At 57.0% G+C, this 25,414-nt stretch carries 22 protein-coding genes; 19 read left to right on the top strand and 3 right to left on the bottom strand.

What is annotated here, in order from left to right:
* Nucleotides 1-2: 2 nt before the first annotated feature.
* Complete coding sequence (locus CDUR_RS11965; protein ID WP_179418382.1) at nucleotides 3-1,454, top strand: lantibiotic immunity ABC transporter MutE/EpiE family permease subunit; 1,452 nt, start codon at nucleotides 3-5, stop codon at nucleotides 1,452-1,454.
* Nucleotides 1,455-1,473: 19 nt separating this feature from the next.
* Here the strand turns inward: CDUR_RS11965 and CDUR_RS11960 are convergent, their stop codons facing one another.
* Complete coding sequence (locus CDUR_RS11960; RefSeq protein WP_040358919.1) at nucleotides 1,474-2,619, bottom strand: FAD-binding oxidoreductase; 1,146 nt, start codon at nucleotides 2,617-2,619, stop codon at nucleotides 1,474-1,476.
* A 519-nt stretch (nucleotides 2,620-3,138) separates the two neighbouring features.
* On the opposite strand from CDUR_RS11960, the gene clpB reads away from it, so the two are divergent.
* Complete coding sequence (gene clpB / locus CDUR_RS11955) at nucleotides 3,139-5,697, top strand: ATP-dependent chaperone ClpB (RefSeq protein ID WP_179418380.1); 2,559 nt, start codon at nucleotides 3,139-3,141, stop codon at nucleotides 5,695-5,697.
* Between the two features lie 84 nt (nucleotides 5,698-5,781).
* On the opposite strand, the gene CDUR_RS11950 is transcribed toward clpB, so the two are convergent.
* Nucleotides 5,782-6,177, bottom strand: a complete 396-nt coding sequence (locus CDUR_RS11950) for a hypothetical protein (protein ID WP_179418379.1) — start codon at nucleotides 6,175-6,177, stop codon at nucleotides 5,782-5,784.
* Nucleotides 6,178-6,497: 320 nt separating this feature from the next.
* On the opposite strand from CDUR_RS11950, the gene CDUR_RS11945 reads away from it, so the two are divergent.
* The 4 genes from CDUR_RS11945 to CDUR_RS11930 all read left to right on the top strand — a co-directional run bounded on the left by CDUR_RS11945 (nucleotide 6,498) and on the right by CDUR_RS11930 (nucleotide 10,501).
* On the top strand, nucleotides 6,498-7,946 hold the full coding sequence (locus CDUR_RS11945; RefSeq protein ID WP_179418378.1) for a NosD domain-containing protein: 1,449 nt from the start codon (nucleotides 6,498-6,500) through the stop codon (nucleotides 7,944-7,946).
* Nucleotides 7,947-8,113: 167 nt separating this feature from the next.
* Nucleotides 8,114-8,563, top strand: a complete 450-nt coding sequence (locus tag CDUR_RS11940; protein WP_179418377.1) for a hypothetical protein — start codon at nucleotides 8,114-8,116, stop codon at nucleotides 8,561-8,563.
* A 217-nt stretch (nucleotides 8,564-8,780) separates the two neighbouring features.
* Nucleotides 8,781-9,626: a hypothetical protein gene (locus CDUR_RS11935; RefSeq protein ID WP_179418376.1), complete on the top strand. Its 846-nt coding sequence runs from the start codon at nucleotides 8,781-8,783 to the stop codon at nucleotides 9,624-9,626.
* 20 nt (nucleotides 9,627-9,646) lie between these two features.
* Complete coding sequence (locus tag CDUR_RS11930) at nucleotides 9,647-10,501, top strand: pentapeptide repeat-containing protein (protein WP_179418375.1); 855 nt, start codon at nucleotides 9,647-9,649, stop codon at nucleotides 10,499-10,501.
* A gap of 100 nt (nucleotides 10,502-10,601) precedes the next feature.
* Here CDUR_RS11930 and CDUR_RS11925 read toward each other — a convergent pair whose 3' ends face one another.
* A complete protein-coding gene (locus tag CDUR_RS11925) occupies nucleotides 10,602-11,969 on the bottom strand; it encodes an FAD-dependent oxidoreductase (protein WP_179418374.1) in 1,368 nt (455 codons plus the stop codon).
* Between the two features lie 651 nt (nucleotides 11,970-12,620).
* Here CDUR_RS11925 and CDUR_RS11920 point away from each other — a divergent pair.
* The 13 genes from CDUR_RS11920 (at nucleotide 12,621) to fbaA (ending at nucleotide 25,382) form a co-directional block, all read left to right on the top strand.
* Nucleotides 12,621-14,315 (top strand): nitrite/sulfite reductase, encoded by a 1,695-nt coding sequence (locus CDUR_RS11920; protein ID WP_179418373.1) that lies wholly within the window; start codon nucleotides 12,621-12,623, stop codon nucleotides 14,313-14,315.
* Nucleotides 14,312-14,560, top strand: a complete 249-nt coding sequence (locus CDUR_RS11915; RefSeq protein WP_179418372.1) for a hypothetical protein — start codon at nucleotides 14,312-14,314, stop codon at nucleotides 14,558-14,560. The genes CDUR_RS11920 and CDUR_RS11915 overlap by 4 nt, the downstream gene beginning before the upstream one ends.
* Nucleotides 14,547-15,335, top strand: a complete 789-nt coding sequence (locus CDUR_RS11910; RefSeq protein WP_179418371.1) for a phosphoadenylyl-sulfate reductase — start codon at nucleotides 14,547-14,549, stop codon at nucleotides 15,333-15,335. The genes CDUR_RS11915 and CDUR_RS11910 overlap by 14 nt, the downstream gene beginning before the upstream one ends.
* 8 nt (nucleotides 15,336-15,343) lie before the next feature.
* The gene (gene cysD / locus CDUR_RS11905; RefSeq protein ID WP_179418370.1) at nucleotides 15,344-16,258 is read left to right on the top strand and encodes a sulfate adenylyltransferase subunit CysD; all 915 of its coding nucleotides are present in this window, start codon (nucleotides 15,344-15,346) and stop codon (nucleotides 16,256-16,258) included.
* A 10-nt stretch (nucleotides 16,259-16,268) separates the two neighbouring features.
* Nucleotides 16,269-17,483, top strand: a complete 1,215-nt coding sequence (locus tag CDUR_RS11900; RefSeq protein WP_179418369.1) for a sulfate adenylyltransferase subunit 1 — start codon at nucleotides 16,269-16,271, stop codon at nucleotides 17,481-17,483.
* Nucleotides 17,477-18,151: a sirohydrochlorin chelatase gene (locus CDUR_RS11895; RefSeq protein ID WP_179418368.1), complete on the top strand. Its 675-nt coding sequence runs from the start codon at nucleotides 17,477-17,479 to the stop codon at nucleotides 18,149-18,151. Before CDUR_RS11900 ends, CDUR_RS11895 begins: the two co-directional genes overlap by 7 nt.
* A 9-nt stretch (nucleotides 18,152-18,160) precedes the next feature.
* Nucleotides 18,161-19,078 (top strand): sulfite exporter TauE/SafE family protein, encoded by a 918-nt coding sequence (locus CDUR_RS11890; protein WP_179418367.1) that lies wholly within the window; start codon nucleotides 18,161-18,163, stop codon nucleotides 19,076-19,078.
* A gap of 494 nt (nucleotides 19,079-19,572) precedes the next feature.
* Entirely contained in the window at nucleotides 19,573-20,403 is an 831-nt protein-coding gene (locus CDUR_RS11885; RefSeq protein ID WP_179418366.1) for a sulfurtransferase, read from the top strand.
* Between the two features lie 29 nt (nucleotides 20,404-20,432).
* Nucleotides 20,433-21,638, top strand: a complete 1,206-nt coding sequence (locus CDUR_RS11880) for a TtfA family protein (protein ID WP_179418365.1) — start codon at nucleotides 20,433-20,435, stop codon at nucleotides 21,636-21,638.
* Nucleotides 21,639-21,653: 15 nt separating this feature from the next.
* Entirely contained in the window at nucleotides 21,654-22,196 is a 543-nt protein-coding gene (gene pyrE, locus CDUR_RS11875; protein ID WP_179418364.1) for an orotate phosphoribosyltransferase, read from the top strand.
* The gene (locus CDUR_RS11870) at nucleotides 22,141-22,854 is read left to right on the top strand and encodes a TrmH family RNA methyltransferase (RefSeq protein WP_375379376.1); all 714 of its coding nucleotides are present in this window, start codon (nucleotides 22,141-22,143) and stop codon (nucleotides 22,852-22,854) included. The genes pyrE and CDUR_RS11870 overlap by 56 nt, the downstream gene beginning before the upstream one ends.
* Nucleotides 22,855-22,864: 10 nt before the next feature.
* Complete coding sequence (locus CDUR_RS11865) at nucleotides 22,865-24,094, top strand: glycoside hydrolase family 76 protein (protein WP_179418362.1); 1,230 nt, start codon at nucleotides 22,865-22,867, stop codon at nucleotides 24,092-24,094.
* 253 nt (nucleotides 24,095-24,347) lie between these two features.
* The gene (gene fbaA, locus CDUR_RS11860; protein ID WP_006062314.1) at nucleotides 24,348-25,382 is read left to right on the top strand and encodes a class II fructose-bisphosphate aldolase; all 1,035 of its coding nucleotides are present in this window, start codon (nucleotides 24,348-24,350) and stop codon (nucleotides 25,380-25,382) included.
* Nucleotides 25,383-25,414: the final 32 nt, after the last annotated feature.

Genomic DNA, 25,414 nt, shown 5'->3' with positions numbered 1-25,414 from the left:
CCATGATTCCCTATCTGCATGCTGAAGTGATTCGCGTCCGGCGAACGTCAGTTGCGTATTTCCCATGGGTGGGCGTGCTACTTGCTCTCATGACAGTTGTGTTGTCCGCAGGGGTGCAGTCCGCCGGCTACATTTCGGTGCCATTTTCCTGGCAAGTAATGTACTTCACCGGCATGGCTGCCCCGCTCATGATGCTGATGGCAGCCCTGTCGGAGCAGCGCGAGCGGCGGGCGCGCCATGGCGGCCTGTGGTGGCGGGGCGTCGACAAGCGGAAGGACCGCGCAGCTCGCCTGCTGATACTGGCGGGTATATCGGCGCTGCTCCAGGTGCTGAACTTTGGGATTGTTATTCTTTTCGGCGCGCCGCTGGATCGTGGGATGGTAGCGGCGCTGTATTGCTGGATCGGTTCGCTGGGGCTCATCGGTCTGGGTGCACTGGTGGCGCGTCGTTTCGGCATGATCGCGGCCCTCGCGGTCGGTGTGGTGTGGCAACTGATTGGGGTGGTGTTTGCGGAAAGTAGCTGGTGGCTTTTGTGTCCGCCGACGTGGCCGATTCGGATTCTGCTGGTTCCTGTTGGTGTGGCGGTCAGTGGCCTTCCCATTCCTGCCGATAATCCGGCGCTTCACGATCCGCCGCTGGTGGGGGCTGGGTTGTGCGTCCTGCTCGGTGTGGTCACGTTCGCTGCGGCAGCGCTCATGAATGAAACTGGTGAAGCCCGGCCCGTTCGACGTCGGCCCGCGCCCCAGGTTTCCGTACCCCACAGTGCGCCATTATCGACGCCCGCCTTTACCACCGCGTCCGCATCCCGCCAGCTGCCTGCATTCCCGATCCTGGCGGTAGTGTCCATTCTGCGCCGAAGCGGGGTGCTCACCTGCGTGGTTCTGTCGGCGCTTGTTGTCGTGGCTCTCGCGTCGTGGTACCCAGCTGATACTGCATCGGGGCTGTTCAGCTATATGATTGTGTCTCTCGGTGTAGGTATTCTGCCGGTGCTTACCTGGGCGGCGGTGGGGCCAAACCTCGCGCACACTACTGCCGAAAATCCGAGGTTCTTTCCCGCCTATGTTGCCACGCACATCATCATTCTCGCCGTGCTTGCCGGGGTGACGTCAGCGTCGCTGGTAGCGGTGGGACAGCCCGCTGGCGAGGTGCTGCGGCAACTCATTTTGTGGCTGCTGGTGGGGTCCGTGTTCGTGTTGCTCGCGCTGGCGCTGGTGATCCGCTTTGGCATGGGGGCGACGCTGGTGGCCATGATCGTGTGGACCATCGTGACCGTCCTCATCGGTGGCGATGTACTGGCCGAAAGTTTTCTGTGGGTGATCGCGCCACTGGCGTGGCCGGAAACCGCCATACCTGTGCAGCGCTTCATCATTGCGATGCCTCTGGCCGCGCTGGGGTGCGTGGCGAGCTGGTATGTGGTTCGGGCAGCGGGGCGTCGATACGTGGAAAACGCCTAAGCATACGGCAGCATGCGGCCTAGAACGGGTCGTGCTGGATGTGGCTGGCGGGGGTGCCGGAGGCAAGGAGTGTGTTCACGACATCCCGTACCACTTCATTAGGGCCGGCGATAAGTACATCGCGGTCCTCCCAGGAACCGTAGGAACTGACTATTGAGGAGAGTGACCCGTACTGCGGCAAATGCAAGCCGCGTGGTGCTACGGAGTGCTCGGTGGCACCGACCCACCATTCGTTTTCTGTGTAGGTGGTCACTGGCGTGACGGATAGCCAGGGGGCGCTGGCTGCGAAATTCCATAGGCCGAGGAGTTCGTACAGCTCGCCGGGGTAATCTGCGCCGAAGAACAGGTGGGTGCGGGGAGGGTCGGAGAGTGTCGCGGCGTCGAGAAGCAATGAGCGGATCGAGGCAAGCCCCGTGGTGTGGGCGATGGCTAGAACGTCGCGTGTGCCGCTGATGTGCATTTTTCCGAGCGGGGCGCCGAAGGTCCAGATGTCACCGGGGCGGGAGTTGGCCAGAATGCGTGAGTTGCTGTCTGTGTCCGTGGTTTTGATGTGGAACTCCAGGTGACCTTCCTTGTTGGGCGGTAATGCAGGGGAAAGGTAACGCCATTGGCGGGACATGAGGGAGCAGGTGACGGGCAAGTACTGACCGGGGGCAAACGGGGGTGGAGTTTCGCTTACCAGGCGCACCACAGAGATGTATCGGCTGCGTCGCTGCGTCTCTATCACCTCGCCCGTCCAGGTCGCTGGAAGGCCCGTATCGTCCTCTTCTTTGGCGGCCCGACGCATGGTCTCAAGGGTGGCTGTGATGGCCTTCTCGGCGGCAGTGATGGCGTAGGTGGGGGCATGTGCTCCAACGATTTTCAGGGCACGATTCAGGGCGTTACCAAAGCGCTCGTAATGGTTATCTGCTACCTGGAATTTACGATGGTCACGGCCTAATTGTTCGAGTATAGAAACTAGTTTGGGGGTGAGACTACCGTCAGCATTGCTGTGATTAAAAACGAAGATGAGGGCGGCCGCGAGGTCGGCGTGCGCGGTACTGTCGTCGGTGGGGAAAAGGAAGCGTGCCTCGGGGCAATCGTCGAGGAAATAGCGCTGCGCGAGGGTGCGAAAAAGGTCCGGGTGTCGTTCAAGACACTCGGCGACGACGCTGAGGGTTTCCATTGTCACTCTTCTATTGTGCACCAACTCACCTGTTGTGTTCATCCTTATTTCCAATTTGGGGTACATGTCAAGTATCTGCCATTAAGAAAGGTATCAGATTCCCTTTTCTCATTCTTCGGTACAGTCGGGAAGTGGCGGCCTGGACTGGTAATTTTGTGGCCCGTACATGGTGTGATGAATTGACGTGCTGATAAACGGAGCGTCGGTAAATGTAGAGGGTGGATGGTGTTTCTGCTGGCGGGCTGGTTGTTGGTCAGGGTGTCGCTAGGTGGGGTGGCCTGAATGTCAGTCTGATGCCCCAATCGCGTCGATCGCCAAAGTTGAGTGTGATGCACTCAACTAAAAAATTTAGACTTGAGTGGAACAGACTCAACCTGGGCGACGTTGTACATAACGACATCAAAGAAAAACCGCGCGTGACGGTACTGAACTACCAGCTGAGTGGGCTGATTGGACTCAGGCTAGAGCGCGCAGCTAAGGCCAAACGATAAGACACAGATAGAAACGAGAGGAATAATCATGAGTTCTTTTAACCCCACGACCAAAACCCAAGAGGCTCTGCAAACAGCAGTGCAACTTGCCTCCGCTAAGGGCAACCCTGATGTTCGCCCTGCTCACCTGCTGGTGGGCGTGCTGGACCAACCGGACGGCATTGCGGCACCCGTGCTGCAGGCCGCAGGTGCGGATCCGAAAGCCGTTCTTGACGCCGCCCGTAAGTTAGTGGATTCCTTCCCCAGTGCGCAGGGTTCCAATATGGCCAACCCGAACCTGAACCGTGACGCCCTCAATGCGTTGACCGCTGCTCAGGAACTGGCCGGTGAACTCGGCGACGAGTATGTGTCCACCGAGGTGCTGCTCGCAGGCATTGCACGCGGCGATTCCGACGCGGCACAACTGCTGAAAGAGCACGGTGCCACCTACGATGCGATTAAGGCAGCGTTCCCGGCTGTGCGTGGCTCCTCCAAGGTGACCACCCAAGACCCGGAAGGGCAGTTCCAGGCCCTGGAGAAGTACTCCACCGACCTGACCAAGCTCGCCCGCGAAGGAAAAATCGATCCGGTGATCGGGCGTGATCAGGAAATTCGCCGCGTGGTGCAGGTACTCTCCCGCCGCACCAAGAACAACCCGGTGCTGATCGGCGAACCCGGTGTGGGTAAAACCGCCATTGTGGAGGGGCTTGCCCGCCGCATCGTGGCTGGTGACGTGCCGGAATCCCTGAAGGACAAGACCCTGATCAGCCTGGATCTTGGGTCGATGGTCGCGGGCGCCAAATACCGTGGTGAATTTGAGGAACGTCTCAAGGCTGTTCTTGATGAAATCAAGGCGTCCGACGGGCAGATCATCACCTTCATTGACGAGCTGCACACCATCGTGGGTGCCGGTGCCACCGGTGAATCCGCCATGGACGTGGGCAACATGATCAAACCTATGCTTGCACGCGGTGAGCTACGCCTTGTTGGTGCCACCACTCTGGAGGAATACCGCAAATACATTGAGAAAGACGCCGCCCTGGAGCGTCGCTTCCAGCAGGTATTTGTGGGCGAGCCTTCTGTGGAAGACGCCATCGGCATTCTGCGTGGGTTGAAGGAACGCTACGAAGTGCACCACGGCGTGCGGATTCAGGATTCCGCTCTGGTTGCCGCCGCCGCACTCTCGGACCGCTACATCACTTCCCGCTTCCTGCCGGATAAGGCCATTGACCTTGTGGATGAGGCCGCCTCGCGCCTACGTATGGAAATCGACTCCTCACCGCAGGAAATCGACGCCCTGGAGCGCGTGGTGCGCCGCCTGGAAATCGAGGAAATGGCTTTGGCAAAGGAAACCGATGCCGCCTCGAAAGACCGTTTGGAGAAGCTGCGCCAAGAACTCGCCGACGAGCGCGAAAAACTAGGAGAACTCAAGGCACGCTGGGCCAACGAGAAATCCGCGATCGACAAGGTGCGTGGCGCGAAGGAGGAACTGGAGCGGCTGCGCCAGGAATCCGAAATCGCTGAGCGCGACGGTGACTACGGCAAGGTGGCTGAGCTGCGCTATGGCCGCATTCCCGAGCTGGAAAAGGAAGTAGCCGACGCCGAAGCCAACGTTGCAGACAGCACCGACAACACGATGATCACGGAGGAAGTCACCCCCGACACCATCGCCGAGGTCGTTTCCGCGTGGACAGGCATTCCTGCTGGCAAGATGATGCAGGGTGAAACCGAGAAACTGCTGGCCATGGAGCAGGAACTGGCCACCCAGGTGGTCGGCCAGAAAGTGGCTGTGCAGGCGGTGTCAGATGCGGTGCGTCGTTCCCGTGCGGGCGTTGCCGACCCTGACCGTCCGTTGGGTTCGTTCCTGTTCCTCGGCCCGACGGGTGTGGGTAAGACGGAGTTGGCCAAGGCACTGGCCGGATTCCTCTTCGATGACGAACGCGCCATGGTGCGTATCGACATGTCGGAGTACGGCGAGAAGCACTCGGTCGCGCGCCTCGTCGGTGCCCCTCCCGGATACGTTGGCTACGATCAGGGCGGTCAGCTGACGGAGGCCGTGCGCCGTCGTCCCTACACCGTGGTCCTGTTCGATGAGGTGGAGAAGGCGAACCCCGAGGTGTTCGACGTGCTGCTGCAGGTGCTCGACGAAGGTCGGCTCACCGACGGCCAGGGGCGGACTGTGGACTTCCGCAACACCATCATTATCCTGACCTCCAACTTGGGGGCAGGTGGCACCCCAGAGCAGATGATGGAGGCTGTGAAGCGTCACTTCAAGCCGGAGTTCATCAACCGCCTCGACGACGTGGTGATCTTCGAGCCGCTCTCGGCAGAGCAGCTGACCAGCATTGTTGATATCCAAATCAACGAACTGGCCCGTCGCCTTGCCGCTCGACGCCTCACCCTGCACGTTTCCGACGCCGCTCGACTGTGGCTCGCCGAACGTGGGTACGATCCCGCCTACGGTGCCCGCCCGTTGCGTCGGCTGATACAGCAGGCCGTGGGCGATGCTCTGGCCAAGAAACTGCTGGCAGGCGACATCCACGACGGCGACGAGGTCAACGTTGACGTTGCTGATGGTGGCGAGAAGCTGGATATTTACTCCAGCTAAAGGTGCTTAGGCGCTTATCGACGCCGCGACACCCGCACCCCCGCAGGAATGCTTGCGGGGGTGCGGTGGTTTTTATAGCGGTTTTTAGGTACGGAACGTGCCTTCGTACTTTGCAACCTTGTCACGACTCACGGTGTATGTGTACAAGGTATCCTCGTCGGCAAACTTGGGATGATCTTCGCACTTCCACCCAGTGTTGGGTTGGACCAAGAACCCAACTGCTGAGCTTGCCGTAGCTCCCTTGGGGATCTCGGGAACCAAACTGACGTTAAAACCTCCCGCGTTGGGTTTATTGGAATCAACTCTCATGCAAAACAGACCAGAGGCATCCGTGTACTTGATGCGGACTATTTCGCCGGTGCTGGGTTGGAAGGTACCTTCAAGGTCGTCGGCAGAGGCCAAGGGTGAAAGACCCAGTGCTGTGAGTGCTACCGTTGCGCCGACGATGGCAGTGCGGACAAGTGGCCGAGACAAAGACATGTGTGGCTCCTTTGGAATGAACTGAAAAGATGTTTATAAAGCTCATAATATATTGGGGTGGAAATAATGAAAGATGCGGGGGTAATGAATAAAATTAACCCTCGCGGGGAGCGCTCTTTGTTCTGTTAGTTATTGTGCTGAAAAATATTGAATAATATTGTATGCGCTGGGGTGTGTAAACCTTTATCTACATGTGATAATTGGATAGAATATTAGTTACTGACAATGTGATTGCGACGCAGGATGGGGGGTAGCGGAAGGTCATGATGAGACGGGTAGCACAGATGCGGGCTGAAAAAATGATAGGTATGCTCTTTGGTATGCGGAAGATAATAAGCAGTGTGATAGCTGGATTGCTGTGTTTCGGGGCGTCGATAAGCGTACCCGCATCTGCCCAAGCGGATGAACTGCAGGCAATGCTGAAGAAGGCAGGCCAGGAGAATGCCGGGGTGGATCTGATGGCGGGGCGTACCTACGTGGTGCCAGAGACGCTGAATGTGCCAATGGGGGTGCGTTACATCCGCGGGCACGGTGCGCACCTGGACGTGCGGACGAAGGGAACGAGCAGCACGCTTGCCAGTGCGTTTGAGCTTCAGAGCAAAACTTCTGGGATCGAGCTGAGTGATTTCACTCTCAATATGAAAAATTCCAGTTTTAGTAGCGGAATTTCTGGGGATCATATTTCAAACGTCACTGTTCGCAACGTCACCATGAACGACGTAAATTACCGGGGAGTAAGCATTCTTGCTGATCATGGCGATGTGAGCAATGTGACGGTGGATCGCAGTACCATCACGATGGCCAACGAAAACGACGGCGTTGTGCCGATCTTTGTGTCTACGAATCGTGTAAAAGACGACTATACGGGCAAAGGCGCGGAAGTGTGGGAGCGTTATGTCGCGACTGGAAAAACGGCGGATCCGATGTTCAAAAATACTGATATTAAGATCACTGACAATACTATTGACGGGGGCTACTACGGTATTGAATTTTCCGGCGTGACGAGTAGTCACATCACGGGCAACACCATCCGAAACAACACCCGCAACATCTCCATGCAGGACCGCAGTAGCAACAATACCGTGGAGAACAACCAGCTGCGGGACAGTATATCTTCCAGCGTTCATATTGCCTATGGCTCGGAGCATAACGATGTGAAAGGTAATAATATTGTGACTCGCCGGGCATATGGGCAGGGGATATTGCAGGCGTACCAGGGCAGTAAAAACAACACGTTCAGCGGAAACAGTGTGACAACCCGAGACAAACATCCTAGCTGGCTGCTGTACGTGGGGCCCGACTCTGGCGGGACAACATTTACGGGCAATACCGTTGACGGAACGGCAAACCGCGCATTTGTTGGGGTGGAATCCGTGTGGGACGGAGATTCAAGTCTGTCTCATCTGAATGGTGCGAAGGATAACCCGCATTCCTATATGGTTCAAGGGGAATCTAAGAAACCCTCGGGTGAGACTGTGCGGTACGCGGGTGGAAATGGTCCTCTGGAAAACATCACCATCACTGGCAATACTTTCACCCCGCGTAACAAAACTCTTCCTGTTGTGTATGTGGGTGCGGAAGTGTCGAAAGCGCAAAACGGCAGGCAGGAGGTCCGTGGAGACATTAAAGGCGTCAACGTATCTGGCAACACCGTCAAGGGCGTGAAGGGTAATGATTACTCGGAGCTCTTAGTTACCCATGAGGGAAGTCTCGATAAACTCGGTCCCGCGACCATCTCGTTCACGGATAAAAGCGTGGTAGCACAGTGATGGTTCTGGTCATGAGTGCTTTGAATCCGTGGTCTTAGTGATGGGTCGCTGTGATGTTTCCGCAGTTCATGATATGTTAGAAATTTTTCATCTGTTGTGTATGAAAAATTGAAGGTTGGTGCGGTAGGCTAAGTAATTACTTTAATAGACCTACTCTTGGAGGCGCCATGCCGAAGATGATGATCCCACCGTTTGAAGCTTTTGAAAAGCCAGAGTTTCATATCGGTGGCGATCCGGATTTGGTGTGGGAAACCAGTGCAACGTGGACGTCTTTCAATGACACCGCTGAAGAAATTATTGCAGAACTACATGGGTTACCGATTGATGAGTTCCGGGGAACGGAGGGGGAGTATTACAGTGCCCAGGTCAAAAAAATTAGGCCAAAGCTTCTGTCTGACATCAGTGAAGTCCACGGCGCAGTCGGGGCACTCCTAGACTCCTACGGGCAGACTTTAGGCGAGCATCTTTTTGAGATGTGGGGTACCGCCAAGGATGGGCGGATAAAACATCAAGCTGTTGTTGATGCCATTAACGCGTATAACATTGCGGAGCAGAATGCAATCAAGGCTAAAGCATATGCAGCTAGCGCAGTTCGGACCGTAATTATCGTAACGTGACTGTGCAAGATTTGAATCAGAGAATTATCAGATATATCGCTGAACAAGAATAATATATGTAAGATGTTTCTGTTTCTGGTGAAATGCTGTGGGTGTGATGGTCCAAATAATTCTGGTTTGGTGGGATCTAACTACGCGAAGTCTGGGTTTTATGGAAAGTCAAGATAGTTGATTATGTAAAGTAATCTTCATCGACACACTATACTGGAGTGCTTAAATGAATTTAGACGATTATATGACGGAAATTTTCGACAGAAACGCGGAAGTGAAACAAAAATATAATGTTATTTATGGCGCGATGATATCTAACATGCAAATCGATCGTAGAGAAATAGACTGTGAAAATTATTTTCGCCGATGTGAATTTTCCAATATGGTATTCGAAGATATTGTTATTAAGACTCCTTTATTTTTGCAGGATGGCTGCTGGATCGCAGACTCATTTTTCAAAAATATTAAGGTGCTGAGTGCCAGATTTAAAAATCTAATTATATCGGATTCAACTATTGAAGATTCAATATATGTAAGCCGCCCTTTTAATCTCGGATTTGATAGCATTGAGCGATGTAAGCTAGTTAATGTAGATTTTGATGGTGCTGAACATCCCTTTATTGATAATATTGTAGACTCAGAGATTTCCGGGGTGTTCCGGAATATGGTGTTAAACGAAAATGTTCAACGTACTCAATGTATGGGCGTTGATTTTTCGAAACTTGAGTTAATTGATTCTGCTTTCTTTGGTGTTGATATGGAGCGAGTCAATCCCAATCCAAAATGGGCGCATCTCATAGTTCCAGATTGGTTTCAATACGTGGATCGCCTAATAGAAGCCTCTGAAAAGCTTAGATCGTCATCGGATAAAGCCGATAGAAAGGCGTCTTCGGCCATACAAGGAGATTTAACTTTTGAAAAATTTGGCTATAGGGGGCCTCTGGACTCAAGACGAGGATCGAAGTACGTTGACCTCGTCACAGCTTCAAGAATTCCTAAAAAATCACGCGAGAGAATCGTAGAGGTCTATGCTGATCTTGGTGTAGATCTTCGCCCAACATTAAACTCGTAGAAACGTGTGAGGATAGTTTTATGATTAGACTAACTGGCTGGGAAGAACTCCAAAACTATGGAGAAGAACTTCGTAACACGATAGAGTTTATTACTACGATGGGGCCAGCCACTATACGCGATGCCCATGTCACTGGACTTAGGCTTCAGAATGAGAAATTATTATGTGGAACAAATTTCGATAATGTGGAATTTGTTGAGATTGAAATTAATGACGTTGAATTTTATTCAGTAGAGCTAATGGTCAATTGCATGGTTTCACGCATTGTGGCAAAAGATTTTAGTTTTGAACGGTTGGGTGCTGCGTATCTTACTCTACGTGATTGCTCCATTGAGAATTTTAGTAATACATTTAGGTTCTCAAATAATGCATTTACCAGCATCGAAAACACTCAATTGTTGCACGTAGACCTTAATGGCTATGGTGATAGCTTCATCAACAACATAACTGATTCGACGATCTCTGGTTTTCTTAATCATGTGGTCTTCAGGGAAAATGCCCAGCACACTCAGTGTCAGGGGGTTGATCTTTCGGAGGCGAGGTTGCGTGGTTGCGAGTTCTACGGGATAGATATGGGGCGCGTTAAACCCAATCCTGCATGGCAGAATCTTATTGTTTTTGATTGGTTTCAGTATGTTGCAGACCTTCGGGAAGCGGCAAAGCATATGCGTTTTTCTGATTCTGAGCTTGATCGGGATGCGGCCAAATATATCACTAAAGATCTCGTTGACGACGAGGCCGCATATGCTAAGCCACTGGATGCGCAACGCGGCGCAAAGTATCTTGGGGTCATTGTAGCGCCGCGTGTTAAAGAAGATACGCGTAAGCGTATTGCCCAGATTTACTCTGATGTCGGTGTAAACCTAAACGCTTAGCTGCGCAGGTTGTGCTGTAAATTTTTGAACCGTGAGGTGTGTCTCGTGCGGTAAGCAACGCGCCGTGTCACGCACGTCATCAACATCTTAACCTCACCTTTCACCCCACCACCGGCACCGAGTTTGACGCGTTCACCATCTCGTCCCACTCGACGATCTTTTTGCGTTCGCGTCCTTCGAGTTCACCTTGGCGGCGTTCTTCTGCGTCGAGACGGTACCACCCGTCCCAGGTTGTGTAGGTGATGTTGCGTTCTTCGAGTAGTTCAACAATGTCACCTTTACCGGGTTTACCGGGTGTGGGGAGCTGGTTGTTCGCGGCGTCGTGAAGCAGCATGTCGATGGTTTCTTTTGCGTCTGATTTGGTGTTGCCAATGAGTCCGACGGGCCCGCGCTTGATCCACCCGGTCACATACACTCCAGAAACCGCGTTGCCATCAACATCAACTACATGCCCGCCGTCATTGGGGATAACAGCGGCGTCCTCATCAAAGGGCAGTCCGGTGATGGCATCGGAGCGGTATCCAACGGCTCGATAGATGGCTTGAACAGGCCAGTCAGTGAATTTTCCTGTTCCTCGTACGCCGCCTTTGCCGTCGAGTTCGGTGCGTTCGGTTCGTATACCCACCACATGCCCATCGCGGCCGAGAATTTCCACGGGGTTTTCAAAGAGGTGAATGTGGATGGTGTGGGGTGCGTCTTTGGGGTCGCGAATGGCGTAGTTTTCGAGGATGCTGCACACCAAGTCCTGTGATTTTGAGCTGCGACGTGCTTCTTCGGAGGCTGCGTCGTAGTCAATGTCGTTGGGGTCAACCTCAACATTGATGGTGGGGGAGTGGTCGAGTTCTTTGAGTTCTTGCGGGGTGAATTTCACGTGCGCAGGCCCGCGGCGCCCAAACACATGCACGTCAGTGGCCTTGTTGTTTTTTAGGCTCTGATACACGTTATCGGGAATCTCGGTGACTAGGAGCTCGTCGCCGGTTTTGGCAAGAATGCGTGCAACGTCAAGACCCACATTCCCGACACCCACCACGGACACGGACTGCGCGGACAAATCCCAGGACCGTGCGAAGTGGGGGTTGCCGTCGTAGAATCCCACGAATTCGCCTGCACCGAAGGAGCCTTCAAGATCAGCCCCGGGAATACCGAGGTCGCGGTCGCCGACGGCGCCGGTGGAGAACACAACGGCGTCGTAGTGGGAGCGGAGTTCGTCGACGGTGATGTCGCGTACGATGGTGATGTTGGCCAGCAGCCGCACCTCCGGCTTGTCCAGTACGTTGTGCAGGGATTTCACGATGCCTTTGATGCGCGGATGATCGGGCGCTACACCGTACCTGATCAGCCCAAATGGCGCTGGCATTTGTTCAAACAGGTCAATGCTCACGTCAGCCGCAGATTTGATCAGCAGGTCCGAAGCGTAAATACCTGCGGGACCTGCGCCAACGATGGCGACGCGAAGGGGGTGTGTCATGGTTGTTCTGCCTTTCGGGTAGGTGAAATAGTGCTGTGCAGTGTTGTTCGTGCTTTACGACGCCTCGGTGGTTCCGGTGGCTCAGTAGGCATCGCCGTTGCTGCGATGCCAGGCGTCAGAGATATGTGGCTAGTCACGTATGGCCAAAACGTAGCCTAGCAATCACAGACTAAGTTGTCTGTAGTGAGGCGAGGACAGTCTAAGGGCAAGATTATTCGCAATAAAACCCATATGAACAGCATGTATGTCGGTAGCTGGTCTGCTGTTGTTCCGGCGTCCTGTTGTAAATTTTGTGAATTTAATGCCCACATCTCGGTCATTTTTATGGATTCCGAGGCGAACCTGTCTTCTCTAACTAGACTAATCTGTATGCAAAATTTGAGATATATCACTTAAACTTGATCCGATATGAGCAAAACTGGCCGGATAGTGGACCATTTGATGCTGCAACCCGGATGGCTCGTTGCTGATGAATAAAAACAAAATACCAGTTAAAAGGCTGTATTTTTGCGCCGAACCGCTCTGTTTTCACTTCAATCTTTGCCGTATCGTTGATATAGACAAAGTGGTATGTTTTACTTGTGTCCACGAACCGAGCGGCACCGAAACCCCACGTGCTCCACACAAACATCTCCGACTGAAGGACTCCCTATGACCCCTCCTACCGCCACTGCGACCCGAACCGCCCGGAATCGCCCCGCCCGCACGAAGAAACCTGATGGACAGTGGGCATTAGACGGCACGGACCCGTTGAACGATGATGAGCGCATTAAGCAGGAAGACCCGGGTTTGTCCTGCAAGCAGCGCATTATCGAGCTGTATTCACAGCAGGGTTTTGATTCGATTTCCGTAGAAGATCTTGCGCCCCGGTTTAAGTGGGTGGGCTTGTATTCGCAGCGGAAGCAGAACCTGGGCGGCGAGTTCACCAGCACCATGACCAACGCCGAGTTGCAGGATAAGTACTTTATGCTGCGTGTTCGTTTCGATGGTGGCGTGGTGTCCACGGAACAGCTGCGCACGGTCGGTGAGATCTCCCAGCAGTATGCGCGGGGCACTGCGGACTTCACGGATCGCCAAAACGTGCAGCTGCATTGGATTCAGGTTGAGGATATGCCTGCGATTTGGCAGGAGCTGGATTCCGTTGGCTTGTCTACTCTCTTGGGCTGCGGCGATGTTCCGCGCGTGATTCTTGGCTCCCCGGTTGCAGGCGTGGCGGCGGATGAGATTATTGACGCCACCCCAGCAATTGAAGAACTCACGCAAAAGTGGCTGCACCGGGAGGAGTTTCATAATCTTCCGCGCAAGTTTAAGTCGGCTATTTCGGGGTCGCCGCGCCAGGACGTGACGCACGAGATTCAGGATTTGGCGTTTATTGGTGCCGTTCACCCAGAATTTGGCCCGGGATTCGACGTGTATGTGGGTGGTGGTTTGTCCACGAATCCGATGCTTGCGCAGCGTCTTGGGGTCTGGGTTTCTTTGGAGCAGGTGCCGGAGGTGTGGGTGGCAACAGTGCGGTTGTTCCGTGAGTACGGTTATCGACGCCTCCGTAACCGCGCCCGCATGAAATTCCTGGTTGGCGCGTGGGGAGTGGAGAAGTTCCGGGAAATTCTGGAAACTGATTTCCTGGGCTACCGCCTTGCTGACGGCCCCGCAGCTCCCATCAATCCAGGCAATCGCGACCATATTGGCGTGCACAAGCAGAAAGACGGCAGGTTTTATGTCGGCGTTAAACCGACGGTCGGTCACGCGACCGGCGAGCAGCTGATCGCTATTGCCGACGCTGCGGACAAACACGCCGTGACCCGCCTGCGTACCACGGTGGATAAGGAACTGTTGTTCCTGGACGTGGAAGAAGATCAGGTGGGGGCATTATCCAAGGATCTTGACGCGATTGGCCTGTACACCAAGCCCAGTGAGTTCCGTCGCGGCGTGGTCTCCTGCACTGGCTTGGAGTTTTGCAAGCTTGCGCTGGTCACCACCAAGGGCCGCGCCATTGAGCTAGTGGATGAACTGGAACAACGCCTCGGTGATCTGGATGTTCCCTTGCGGATCAGTCTGAATGGCTGCCCGAATTCGTGTGCCCGCACACAGGTTTCCGATATTGGATTGAAAGGCCAGTTGGTTACCGATGAACAGGGCAACAAGGTTGAGGGCTTCCAGGTGCACTTGGGTGGTTCCCTCGGCTTTGACCCCGACTTTGGCAAAAAGCTCCGTGGACATAAGGTGACCTCCGCGCAGCTGGGCGACTACGTTGTTCGCCTTGTCACTAAGTACAAGGAGCAGCGCCGAGAGGGCGAGCAGTTCCGCGAGTGGGTGCTGCGCGCCGCCGAGGAGGATCTGCAATGAGCCTGCGCAGACAACCGAACGCTAATCGTAATTTTCCAGAGTATTGCCCCTATTGTGCGGGAACTCAGTTGTTTCCCGACGTAGAGAATGATTTCGCCTGGAGCTGCGGAGAATGCCGCCGCGTGTTTTCCGTCATGTTCCACGGCCAAGACGACCCCGACCAAACGCCCGCCCCAGCAGCATCAACGGCGCAGGCGCTACGCACCAGCCTACGAACCCACGGACACAATCATGTTGCCTCATAATACAACTCAGATACCGACAACCTTGTCGCTGTTTCGCGATCCCACTGTAAGCCCCGACGGGCCCCGAACCACGGAACCTTTGCCGGATGAGCTGCGGAAACGGAACGAGGAGCTCGTCGATAAGCACGCTGAAAACCTGTACCACGCTGATGCGGCGACGATCATGCAGTGGGCGCAGGAGTTCTCGCCAGGCAGGGTGGTGGTGACGCTGTCGATGGAGAATACGGTGCTGGCGGAGCTGGCGGCCCGCCACGCACCCGACATGGATTTCCTGTTCCTGGATACCGGTTTCCATTTTCCCGAAACCCTGGACGTGGCGGCGCAGGTGGAGCGCAGGTACCCGCAGCGCCTGGTCACGGCGAAACCGGTGCTCAGCGCCGATGAGCAAGCTCAGGAATATGGTCCGAATCTGTATCAGAGCAACCCGGCGGCGTGTTGCCGAATGCGCAAGGTGGAACCGCTCGCGGTGAGCCTCAGCCCCTATGTGGGTTGGGTGACGGGCCTGCGGCGCGCCGACGGGCCGACCCGCACGACCACCCCAGCGCTGGCGTTGGATAGCGCCGGCCGGTTGAAGATTTCCCCGCTGGTCACGTGGTCGCTGGAGGATACGGAGCGGTTTATCACTGACAACAACCTCATTGAACACCCCCTTACACACCAGGGCTATCCCTCGATTGGGTGCGCCACCTGCACCCTCCCCGTCGTCGCTGGTGAAGACCTCCGTGCTGGCCGTTGGGCCGGGCACGCCAAAACAGAATGCGGACTACACACATGACAACAACAATGACTTCTACAGCAACTACGCCGTTGTCCCCTCACTTGAAGGACTTGGAAAACGAGTCCATTCATATCCTTCGCGAGGTTGCGGGCCAATTCGACCGGGTTGCCTTGCTGTTTTCCGGTGGCAAGGATTCGGTGGTGGTGTTTGAGCTGGCGCGCCGCGCGTTTGCCCCCGCCGCCGTTCCGTTTGAACTGCTGCATGTGGATACGGGCCATAATTTTCCGGAAGTGATTGAGTTTCGTGATCGCCTGGTGGAACAGACGGGTGCCCGCCTGAGGGTGGCTGCAGTGCAGGACTGGATTGATCGTGGTGATGTAGTGGAGCGCCCGGATGGAACACGTAACCCACTGCAAACAATCCCGCTGGTAGACACCATCAACGAGGTTGGTCATGGGGCCGTTCTGGGCGGTGCCCGCCGCGATGAGGAACGCGCCCGCGCGAAGGAGCGCGTCTTTTCCGTGCGCGATTCTTTTGGTGGCTGGGATCCCCGTCGCCAGCGCCCTGAATTGTGGAACCTGTACAACGGCGAGCACCTGCCTGGCGAGAACATTCGCGTGTTTCCCATCTCCAATTGGACGGAAGCGGATGTGTGGGAATACATCGGCGCCCGTGATATTCAGCTGCCACCGATCTATTTTGCGCACGAACGTGAAGTCTTCCAACGCGACGGCATGTGGCTGACAGCAGGGGAGTGGGGTGGCCCCCGTGACGGCGAAACAGTGCAGGTCAAACGGGTGCGCTACCGCACGGTGGGGGATATGTCCTGCACCGGGGCTGTGCTGTCTAACGCCGCGACCGTGGATGAGGTGATCGCGGAGATTGCCGCCTCACGGTTGACGGAACGGGGTGCAACCCGCGCCGATGACCGGCTCAGCGAATCCGCCATGGAGGACCGCAAAAAGGAAGGGTACTTCTAGGGTACTTCTGATGACTACTTATGTGCAGGATCATCTGCAGGACCGTGAAACCCTTCGGCTATGCACGGCGGGTTCCGTGGATGACGGGAAATCCACCTTTGTCGGCAGGTTGCTGCATGACACCAAGAGTGTGTTGGCGGATCAGCTTTCCGCTGTGGAGCGCACCTCCCGGGAAAAGGGTCTGGACCAGCTGGATTTGTCGCTGCTGGTGGACGGCTTGCGCGCTGAGCGCGAGCAGGGCATCACTATTGATGTGGCGTATCGTTATTTTTCCACGCCTAAACGCACGTTCATTCTTGCGGATACACCGGGGCACGTGCAGTACACGCGCAATACAGTGACCGGGGTGTCTACCTCCCAGGTTGTGGTGCTGTTGGTGGACGCACGCACCGGCATTGTGGAGCAGACGCGTCGCCACCTGCGGGCTGCCGAACTGCTGGGGGTGCGCACAGTGGTGTTGGCGGTGAACAAGATCGACCTTGTTGACTTTGACAGCAACACGTTCGACGCAATCGCCCAAGATTTCCGCCTTCTCGCCGCCGCGTTTGACCAGGTGCACGTGGTGCCTATTTCCGCATTGTATGGCGACAACGTTGTGGAACCCAGTGCTCACATGCCGTGGTACACCGGGCCGACTGTGCTGGAGCTGCTGGAGAACATTTCTGTGACCGCAGATCGCGCCCACGACCTGGGGTTCAGGTTTCCTATCCAGTATGTGATCCGCGAGCATTCCTCCGATTATCGCGGCTATGCGGGCAGTATTGCCACAGGTCAAGTCGCTGTTGGGGATACGGTGACGGTGGGTCAGGGTCGGACAACCCAGGTGCTCGGCATTGATACGTCGGATGGTCCAGTGGACCATGCCCAGGCGGGCGATGCGGTGGTGTTGCTGCTAGCGGATGACATTGATCTTTCCCGCGGTGACCTCATCGCAGGCCCTGACCGCCCCGATGCTGTACGCAGTATCACCGCTACGGTAGTGGGGCTTGCGGATAAACATGTCCGGCTAGGTCAGAATGTGCGAGTCCGGTACGGAACATCGCTGGTTCGCGCCCGCATCGCTGACGGTGAGTGGGGCCTCAACGACGTCACCCAGGTGCGTATCGACCTCGCCTCCGAACTTCCCGTGGAACCCTATGCAGCGCGCGGGGCAGTCGGTGCCTTTCTGGTGATCGACCAAGCCAGCGGCGACACGCTTGGTGCCGGGTTGGTGACGTCATGGTAGCCCTCATCACGCTGGGGCACGGGTCGCGGCACGGCGATGCGCCACGGGGCGTCGATACGCTCGCCGCCGCAGCTGGCGATCTGCTGGGGGTGCCCGCCCACGCCGCCTACCTTGACCTCAACGAACCGCTGCTTATCGACGCCACCTGCGCTCTCGCCGCCACCCACCACCATGCGGTGGTCGTCCCCCTGCTGTTCACACGCGCTTATCACAGTCGGGTGGATGTGCCCAGCGCAGTGGCGGAGGCCCACGCGGCCAGTGGCCTGAACCTTACGCTTGCGCACGGGTTGGGTGTTGGGCAGGACATGGCGCAGCTCCTTGCGTGGCGTGTGCGCCGCGACGCCCCCACCGATGCCGATATTGCCCTCTACTCGGTGGGTACCAGCTGCGACGATGCCAACCGCAGCGTGGTGAACCTCGCCGATGACGTTGCTGAACTGACCGGGCGTTGGGTGTGGGCTGTCGCCGCGACGCGCGGCATCACCATTGGCGACGTTGCTGCGCAGAGCAACAAACTGCATATTCTTCCGCTGTTTGTGACTGCCGGATTGCTTCTAGACAAAGTGGATATACGCGCGTCGCATGTGACTGTGAGTCCGCCGCTCGGCAGCGACCTTGCCGGAATAGTCGCAGCGCGCTACCGCGACTGCGTCACCGTACCAGCCTAGGAAAAGCCCATGAGAAAACTACTCCTCATTGCGGTGGCGGGTGCTGCGGCCGAACTTATCGACGGAACCCTCGGCATGGGTTTCGGCGTGACCGCCAGTACCGTCCTCATTGTTCTCGCTGGACTCGGACCGGCGCAGGCGAGCGCGATAGTCCACACTGCTGAACTGGGTACCACCCTCGCCTCGGGAGTGTCCCACTGGAAATTTGGCAACGTTGATTGGGGCGTGGTGCTTCGCCTTGGTGTACCCGGCGCGACCGGTGCGTTTCTTGGTGCCACCCTGCTCAGCCACATGTCCACGGCTGTAGCAGCGCCAGTCACCGCCGGTATCCTCTGTGTGCTGGGTGTGGTGCTTGTAGCGAAGTTTGCCCGGGGTGCGTCGGCGCCCCCGCCAATGAAACAGCCTTACAACCCGGTGTTTCTGGCCGTGCTGGGGGTATGTGGTGGTTTTATTGATGCCTCCGGCGGGGGTGGCTGGGGTCCTGTGACATCCTCCACGTTGATGAGTTTGGGACGCACGGAGCCGCGCCGCGTTATCGGAGCGGTCAATACCGCCGAGTTCCTTGTTACTCTTGCCGCCACCCTCGGGTTTGCGCTGGGGATGTGGCATGACCTGGTGGCTAACGCAGTGGCGGTTGCTGGGCTGCTGCTCGGCGGGGTTATTGCTGCCCCGCTGGCCGCATGGCTGGTTAGCAGAGTGAACCCGTTCCTGCTCGGTGGTGTTGTGGGGACAAGCCTGGTGTTTCTGAACTCCCCGAAGGTGTTGGCGCTTATGGAGTTCAGCGATCGGACCGTGCTGGGGATGCGTCTTCTGATTCTCTTTGGTGGGCTTTCCCTCAGTGTTGTGGGGGTGTGGCGATCCACACGGCGGGGCGTGGTTGGAGGACCGACTGCGGGTGAGCGTGAGCCAGCGATGGCGACGGCGTGATTGGGGGCTTGCGTAGAAGGGTGCTGTGCTCTACCACACTGCACAAAAACCTGCTCAAAACGTGAGTGTGATAGAGCGCGGCGCACACACAGCCACTGAACGGCGTTAGTGCAAACGCTTGCATGAAAGTATGCCTATCTCCAAGCTCAAAAACGTCCCATTTTCGTGCTTGGGCATAAGCACACTATGCAGATGCACGATGAGTCCATCGCTGAGCTAGGAAAACACTGATTTCCATACCTGCCGGTGGACCTATCGTGCATTCGGCGATCATGGACCCCCGCCCTCCCGATCAATCGCACCATAAATTGCGAACTTGTGTCACATTAATTTACAATATTCACACCAGTTACAATTTTAGAGTGTGTGCTACGGATGGGGCTGGTCACGTACCTCAACCGCATCCCCAACCACAACCCCAATCACGCCCGCAAAGCACACCCCAGCATCACACCCGGTGCGCCCCCAGGTAGAAAGGCAATACAATCGCAGACATGAGCATCCTCATCTCTCCACAAGATCTCAATGAACGCATCAGCCACGGTGCCAAAACAACCATTTTGGCGTCGTTGTGGATGCCCCATGAGGGGGGCGGTTTCCAGCTTTTCCAGTCTGAACACATCCCCACCGCCTTGTTCTGCGATACTGCCGCTGCGCTGGCCAGCACTCCCAGCAGCTCCGTTGGTCGTAACCCGCTGCCGGACCCCGATAAACTGCAGCGTTGGTTCAACCACTGGGGGCTTCACGACGACCGCGAGATCATCGTCTACGACCAAGGCAAGGGGCTGTTCTCCGCCCGCGCTTGGTGGATTCTCACCTGGGCGGGTGTAAAAGGCGTGCGCATTCTTGATGGTGGCCTCGCCGCCTGGGAGCGCGCCGGGTACCAGATTGTCGGCGGCCCGGGGAACCTGGGTCGTGGTCAGGCCCAGGAGGTTGTTGCTGGTCAGCTCCCTGTGGCGACTATTGATGAAGTGAAAAACTTCGATGGGGTGCTCATTGATACTCGTGAGGCGAACCGTTACGCCGGCCGCAAGGAACGCCTTGATTTGAAGGCCGGCCATATTCCTGGCGCGGTGAGTGTGCCTACCCGCGAAATCCTCAACCCGGACAACACCTTCCGTCCCGCCGAGGAGATCCGCGCCACGTTTGAGAAGGTTGGGGTGACAGATCCCAACAACGTCATTGTCTATTCTGGTTCTGGGGTACATTCCGCCCAGGCCATTGCCGCCATGCATCATGCGGGTCTTCCGGGTGCCGCTTTGTATTTGGGTGGGTGGTCGCAGTGGTGTGCCGACCGAAATAACCCGGTTGAACGTAGCGATTAGACATCAGTGAATTCTTCTGAGAGGGCATCGTGTGGTTTATATTGGCTGCGTTAGCAGCAGCAGCCGCTGTTGGCTTGTGGTTTCTTGATTCGCGTCGGAACCCCCAGTTGCAGCAGGCCAAGGACAGCAATGGCACCGTCGAACAGGCAGTCGCCCCGGCTGGCGGGCTTCGCTCTGACGATACTCGGCAGATCGTCTTGCCGAATAAGGCAAAGCCGTCGAAAGGCAAGCACGCGAAGCCTGAGCCTGTGGTGACCACCAAGGCCACCATCGCGGATCGCGCTAACTCAGAAGAAGAACATGCAGAACAGTCAGAATCTGAGGCACCCGGTCGGCGTGATAAGTGGCCGGGGTCGTCGCGCCGGGAGCGTCGTCAGTGGGCAATGTCTCGTGGTTTTGGCTACACCAAGCGTGATGATTTTCTGCACGATGAGTGGGCTCGCGGCACCGCAGCCTCGGGCGCGCCTGTGCGGGAAGTGGTGAGTGGAACCGTCGGCGATTATGAGATGTATTTGGCCGATATTGGCGGCACGACGGTAATGGCTGTTCGCCGTGGTTCCTCGTCGGACATTGTGGTGGAGGCGCATCGCGGCGTGCCGCAGGGCGCGGAGGATTTGGTTCCCGTGCGTTCCACCGCTGGTTTCCGCATTTTGAGTAATGATGTCGGTGCCACGGAGCGTCTGATCGATGCGCGTGTGGAGGCCGCCCTGACCGCCATGCCTGCTGAGGTCTCGCAGGTATGGATGGAATCGGACTGGATTCTTGCGCAGTTTGTTCCCCGCACCACCCCGGTGGTGTGGGAGGCTGCCTCGGAACCGTTGGCGTTGCTTGCCGACGCCGCGCGCATGCTACCCCCACGCACCTCGGCGTTGCAGGTGGATGCATTTGACAGCTTGGGGTCGAGTCGCCCGATGCCTGCAGCCTCAGAGAGCGCCCCAGAGTCGACGCCAGCCCCCACCCCAGAGCCGGAGCCAGCACCGTTTTTGCGGGTGCAGCGTCCCGATACGCCGGTGGAAATGCCCAGTCGGATGCATTCTGAGGTGCGCGGCGTGGTGGAGCCTCGCATGGTGGGCGTGGATGAAGTGGACGCCATCGCCGATGGGGAGAAGAAGCCGGAAGACAAGCCGACCCAGACGCCCCGTATTGTGCGGGAGCAGCGCCGCCCCTCCAGTATCTTTGAGGATTTGGCGGAGGAGTTTGGGACGAATCCACTGCGCGATGGTCCCACCCTGTAGTTTGAGGAGTTGTTGATGGTAAATAATGCACAGCTGGCCGAATTGGCGGAGCTGGTGAAGGAACTGGCCGTGGTGCATGGCCGTGTGACGTTGTCGTCTGGCAAGGAAGCCGACTATTACGTGGATTTGCGGCGTGCAACGCTGCATCATCGCGCGTCGCGGTTGATTGGCCAGCTGCTGCGAGAGCTGACAGCCGACTGGGATTACGTTGCTGTGGGTGGTTTGACGTTGGGGGCGGACCCGGTGGCCACGGCGATTATGCACGCCGATGGTCGCGACATTAACGCCTTTGTGGTCCGCAAGGAGGCGAAGAAGCACGGAATGCAGCGCCGTATTGAAGGCCCAGACATTGTGGGCAAGAAGGTGCTGGTGGTGGAGGATACGACGACCACCGGTAATTCCCCGCTGACCGCTGTTGCGGCGCTGCGCGAGGCTGGTGCGGAGGTCGTAGGGGTGGCCACGGTGGTGGACCGCGCCACGGGTGCGGATAAGGTCATTGCGGATGAGGGGCTGGACTACCGTTTCCTCCTGGGCCTGGAGGATCTTGGTCTTGCCTGATCAGCACCCCGGCCCCACCGAGTGGGGAGAATCCCGTGTTGGTGTCGGGCCGTGGGAGGTAGAACATCCTGGTCAGCCGCTGCCCACCGATCCGCGTTTCGACGCCGCGTTGCTCGCCGAAGGCGATAGGCGCAACGTTGTGGATGCCTACCGGTACTGGACGCGGGATGCCATCGTCGCCGATATTGATACCCGTCGGCATGATCTGCATGTGGCCATTGAGAATTTCGAGCACGATGCCAACATTGGCACGGTTGTGCGCACCGCCAACGCGTTCGCAGTGAATACGGTACACATTGTAGGTAGACGTCGCTGGAACAGGCGGGGGGCGATGGTGACCGATAGGTACCAGCACCTCCTTCACCACCCGGACGTCGATACGCTTTTACAATGGGCAAAGGAGCAGGGGCTGACTGTTGTGGCCATCGACAACACCCCTGGGTCTGTGCCGCTGGAAACGGCGGAGCTGCCGGAGCGCTGTCTGTTGCTGTTCGGGCAGGAGGGTCCGGGTGTGACGGAGGCGGCGCGCAGTGGGGCGTTGATGACGTGTTCGATTGCGCAGTTTGGTTCCACACGCTCTATTAATGCTGGTGTGGCAGCGGGTATTGCTATGCATGCGTGGATACGCCAGCACGCTGATATTTCACAAGCCTGGTAGGAGAGACACTGTGGAAGAAAAATGGGCGCACCGCGCCGACCTTGCTGAAGCCGCCATTAACGAGCGGCATGCCAGCCGCGTGTGGGGTATTCCACGGACCAACCTGGCTGTGGTGAGTTGGCCACCGGCCATCAAAGACAAACTGTTTGTGCAGTGGCATTACTGGTGGCAGGCGCACTACCTGGATTGTCTGGTCGACGCGGCGTCGAGACGCACCACCACCAAGCGCCTGCAACTGATCAGGGACACCATGCGGGGAATTCGAGTGCGCAATCTTCGCGGCTGGACCCACAACCGCTACTACGACGACAAGGCGTGGCTGGCGCTGGCGGCCGCCCGGGCTGGTGGGGTGCGCAAACTTCGTCCCCCAAAAGGTCTGCGCGCGCTGGAGTCCAACATTTCTGCAGGCAGGGATAGCCTGACGGGTGTGCTGCCGTGGCGGCACAATGAGACGTTCTACAACGTGCCCACTAATGGTCCCGCCGCCATTATGTTGGCGCGCAACGGACGAATTGCGGAGGCCCAGGAGCTGATCGATTGGGTCTACGACAACCTGATTAATGATCAGGGCCTGGTCATGGACGGTGTGCGCATGCGTATGCACGGTCCCGAGGTGGTCAAAGATATTCACCCCTACTGCCAGGGCGTGATGATGGGGGCCTGCCTGGAACTTTCGGAACGCCTACTGGAATACGAAGGCATAGTGAATCAGCATGGATTTACCACCGTCAGCGAAGGCGAAAAGGCCGCAGTGGCCATGAAATACGTGTCCCGGCTGCGCGACCTCGTGCACGCCGTTGCCAAAGACATGGCAACCCCCAAGGGCGTGATCGATTGGAATACCGGCGGCGGCGATGGGGGGCTGTTCAAAGGCATTCTGGCTCGTTATTTGGCGGATGTGGCGGTGCGGTTGCCTGACGATTCCCCACTGAACCATTCCACACGGGACATTGCCGCGCGCCTCGTCCTGGCCTCTGCGGAAAGCGTGTGGAACCACCGTCTAGAGGTGGATGGACTGCCGGTGTTTGCTTCCGATTGGACGGAGGATGCCCGGCTGCCGCAGAACTCGGGGGTGGCGGCGCAATCCATCGCGGGCGCAGTGATGAGTTCCCACATTCCCGAGCGAGATTTGTCTGTTCAATTATCCGGCTGGATGCTCTTGGAAGCCGCCGTGAAGGTGGATGCCATGCGGGATTCGGATCATGGTGGCGCGAAGAGTACAGGCAACGGGGGTGATTGAGTGGTATCTGTGTGATGTGGCGATGCCCGAGTGCAACGGTGTTGCATTTCACTTTTTGGGTTTTCTTGAGCGTTTCGCCACGTCAACGCCCTGCTCGTAATGTGGGAATGTATTTGTTTTGTTTGATCGGGCATTGCGGCGCTAAAAATTCCCCCTTTAGACGGGCACAAAGTGCAGAACAGGGGCATAATCGACCTCAGGACTTTAAAACCTAGAATGCCCAACTTGTGTCACCTAATGGAGGAAACACACTATGCCAATTGCAACCCCAGAGGTCTATGCCGAGATGCTGGACAAGGCCAAGAAGGGCGGCTTCGCCTACCCGGCCATCAACTGCACCTCCTCAGAAACCATTAACGCCGCACTGCGTGGCTTTGCGGAAGCAGAGTCAGACGGCATCATCCAGTTCTCCACTGGTGGTGCCGAATTTGGTTCCGGCCTGTCCGTTAAGAACAAGGTGGCTGGCGCCTGCGCCCTCGCTGCTTTCGCTCATGAGGCTGCAAAGCACTACAACATCAACGTTGCACTGCACACCGACCACTGCCAGAAGGAAGTCCTTGACGAGTACGTCCGCCCCCTGATCGCTATCTCCCAGGAGCGCGTGGATCGTGGCGAGCTTCCGCTCTTCCAGTCGCACATGTGGGACGGTTCCGCAGTGCCGATCGATGAGAACCTGGAAATCGCCCAGGAACTGCTGGCCAAGGCACACGCTGCCAACATCATCCTTGAGGTAGAGATCGGCGTCGTCGGCGGCGAGGAAGATGGCGTAGAGGCCAAGGCTGGTGCCAACCTGTACACCTCCCCGGAGGACTTCGCCAAGACTATCGACGCCCTGGGCACCGGCGAGAACGGCCGCTACCTGCTGGCTGCAACGTTTGGCAACGTGCACGGCGTGTACAAGCCCGGCAACGTGAAGCTGCGCCCCGAGGTTCTGCTAGACGGCCAGAAGGTTGCCCGCCAAAAGCTTGGCCTGGGTGACGACGCCCTGCCTTTCGACTTCGTGTTCCACGGTGGTTCCGGCTCCGAGAAAGAAAAGATCGAAGAGGCCCTGCGCTACGGCGTGATCAAGATGAACGTAGACACCGATACGCAGTACGCGTTCACCCGCCCGATCGTGGGCCACATGTTCACCAACTACGACGGTGTGCTGAAGGTCGACGGCGAAGTCGGCAACAAGAAGGCATACGACCCGCGTTCCTACATGAAGCTAGCCGAGCAGGGCATGGCTGACCGCATCGTGGAAGCCTGCCAGGATCTGCACTCGGTGGGAAGCTCCCTGTCGAAGTAATCGATCTACCTAAAAACACGCTTCGCCCCAGC

Source organism: Corynebacterium durum (genome assembly GCF_030408675.1).
Classification (GTDB): domain Bacteria; phylum Actinomycetota; class Actinomycetes; order Mycobacteriales; family Mycobacteriaceae; genus Corynebacterium; species Corynebacterium durum.
This window is presented reverse-complemented; position numbering and strand designations above follow the sequence as displayed.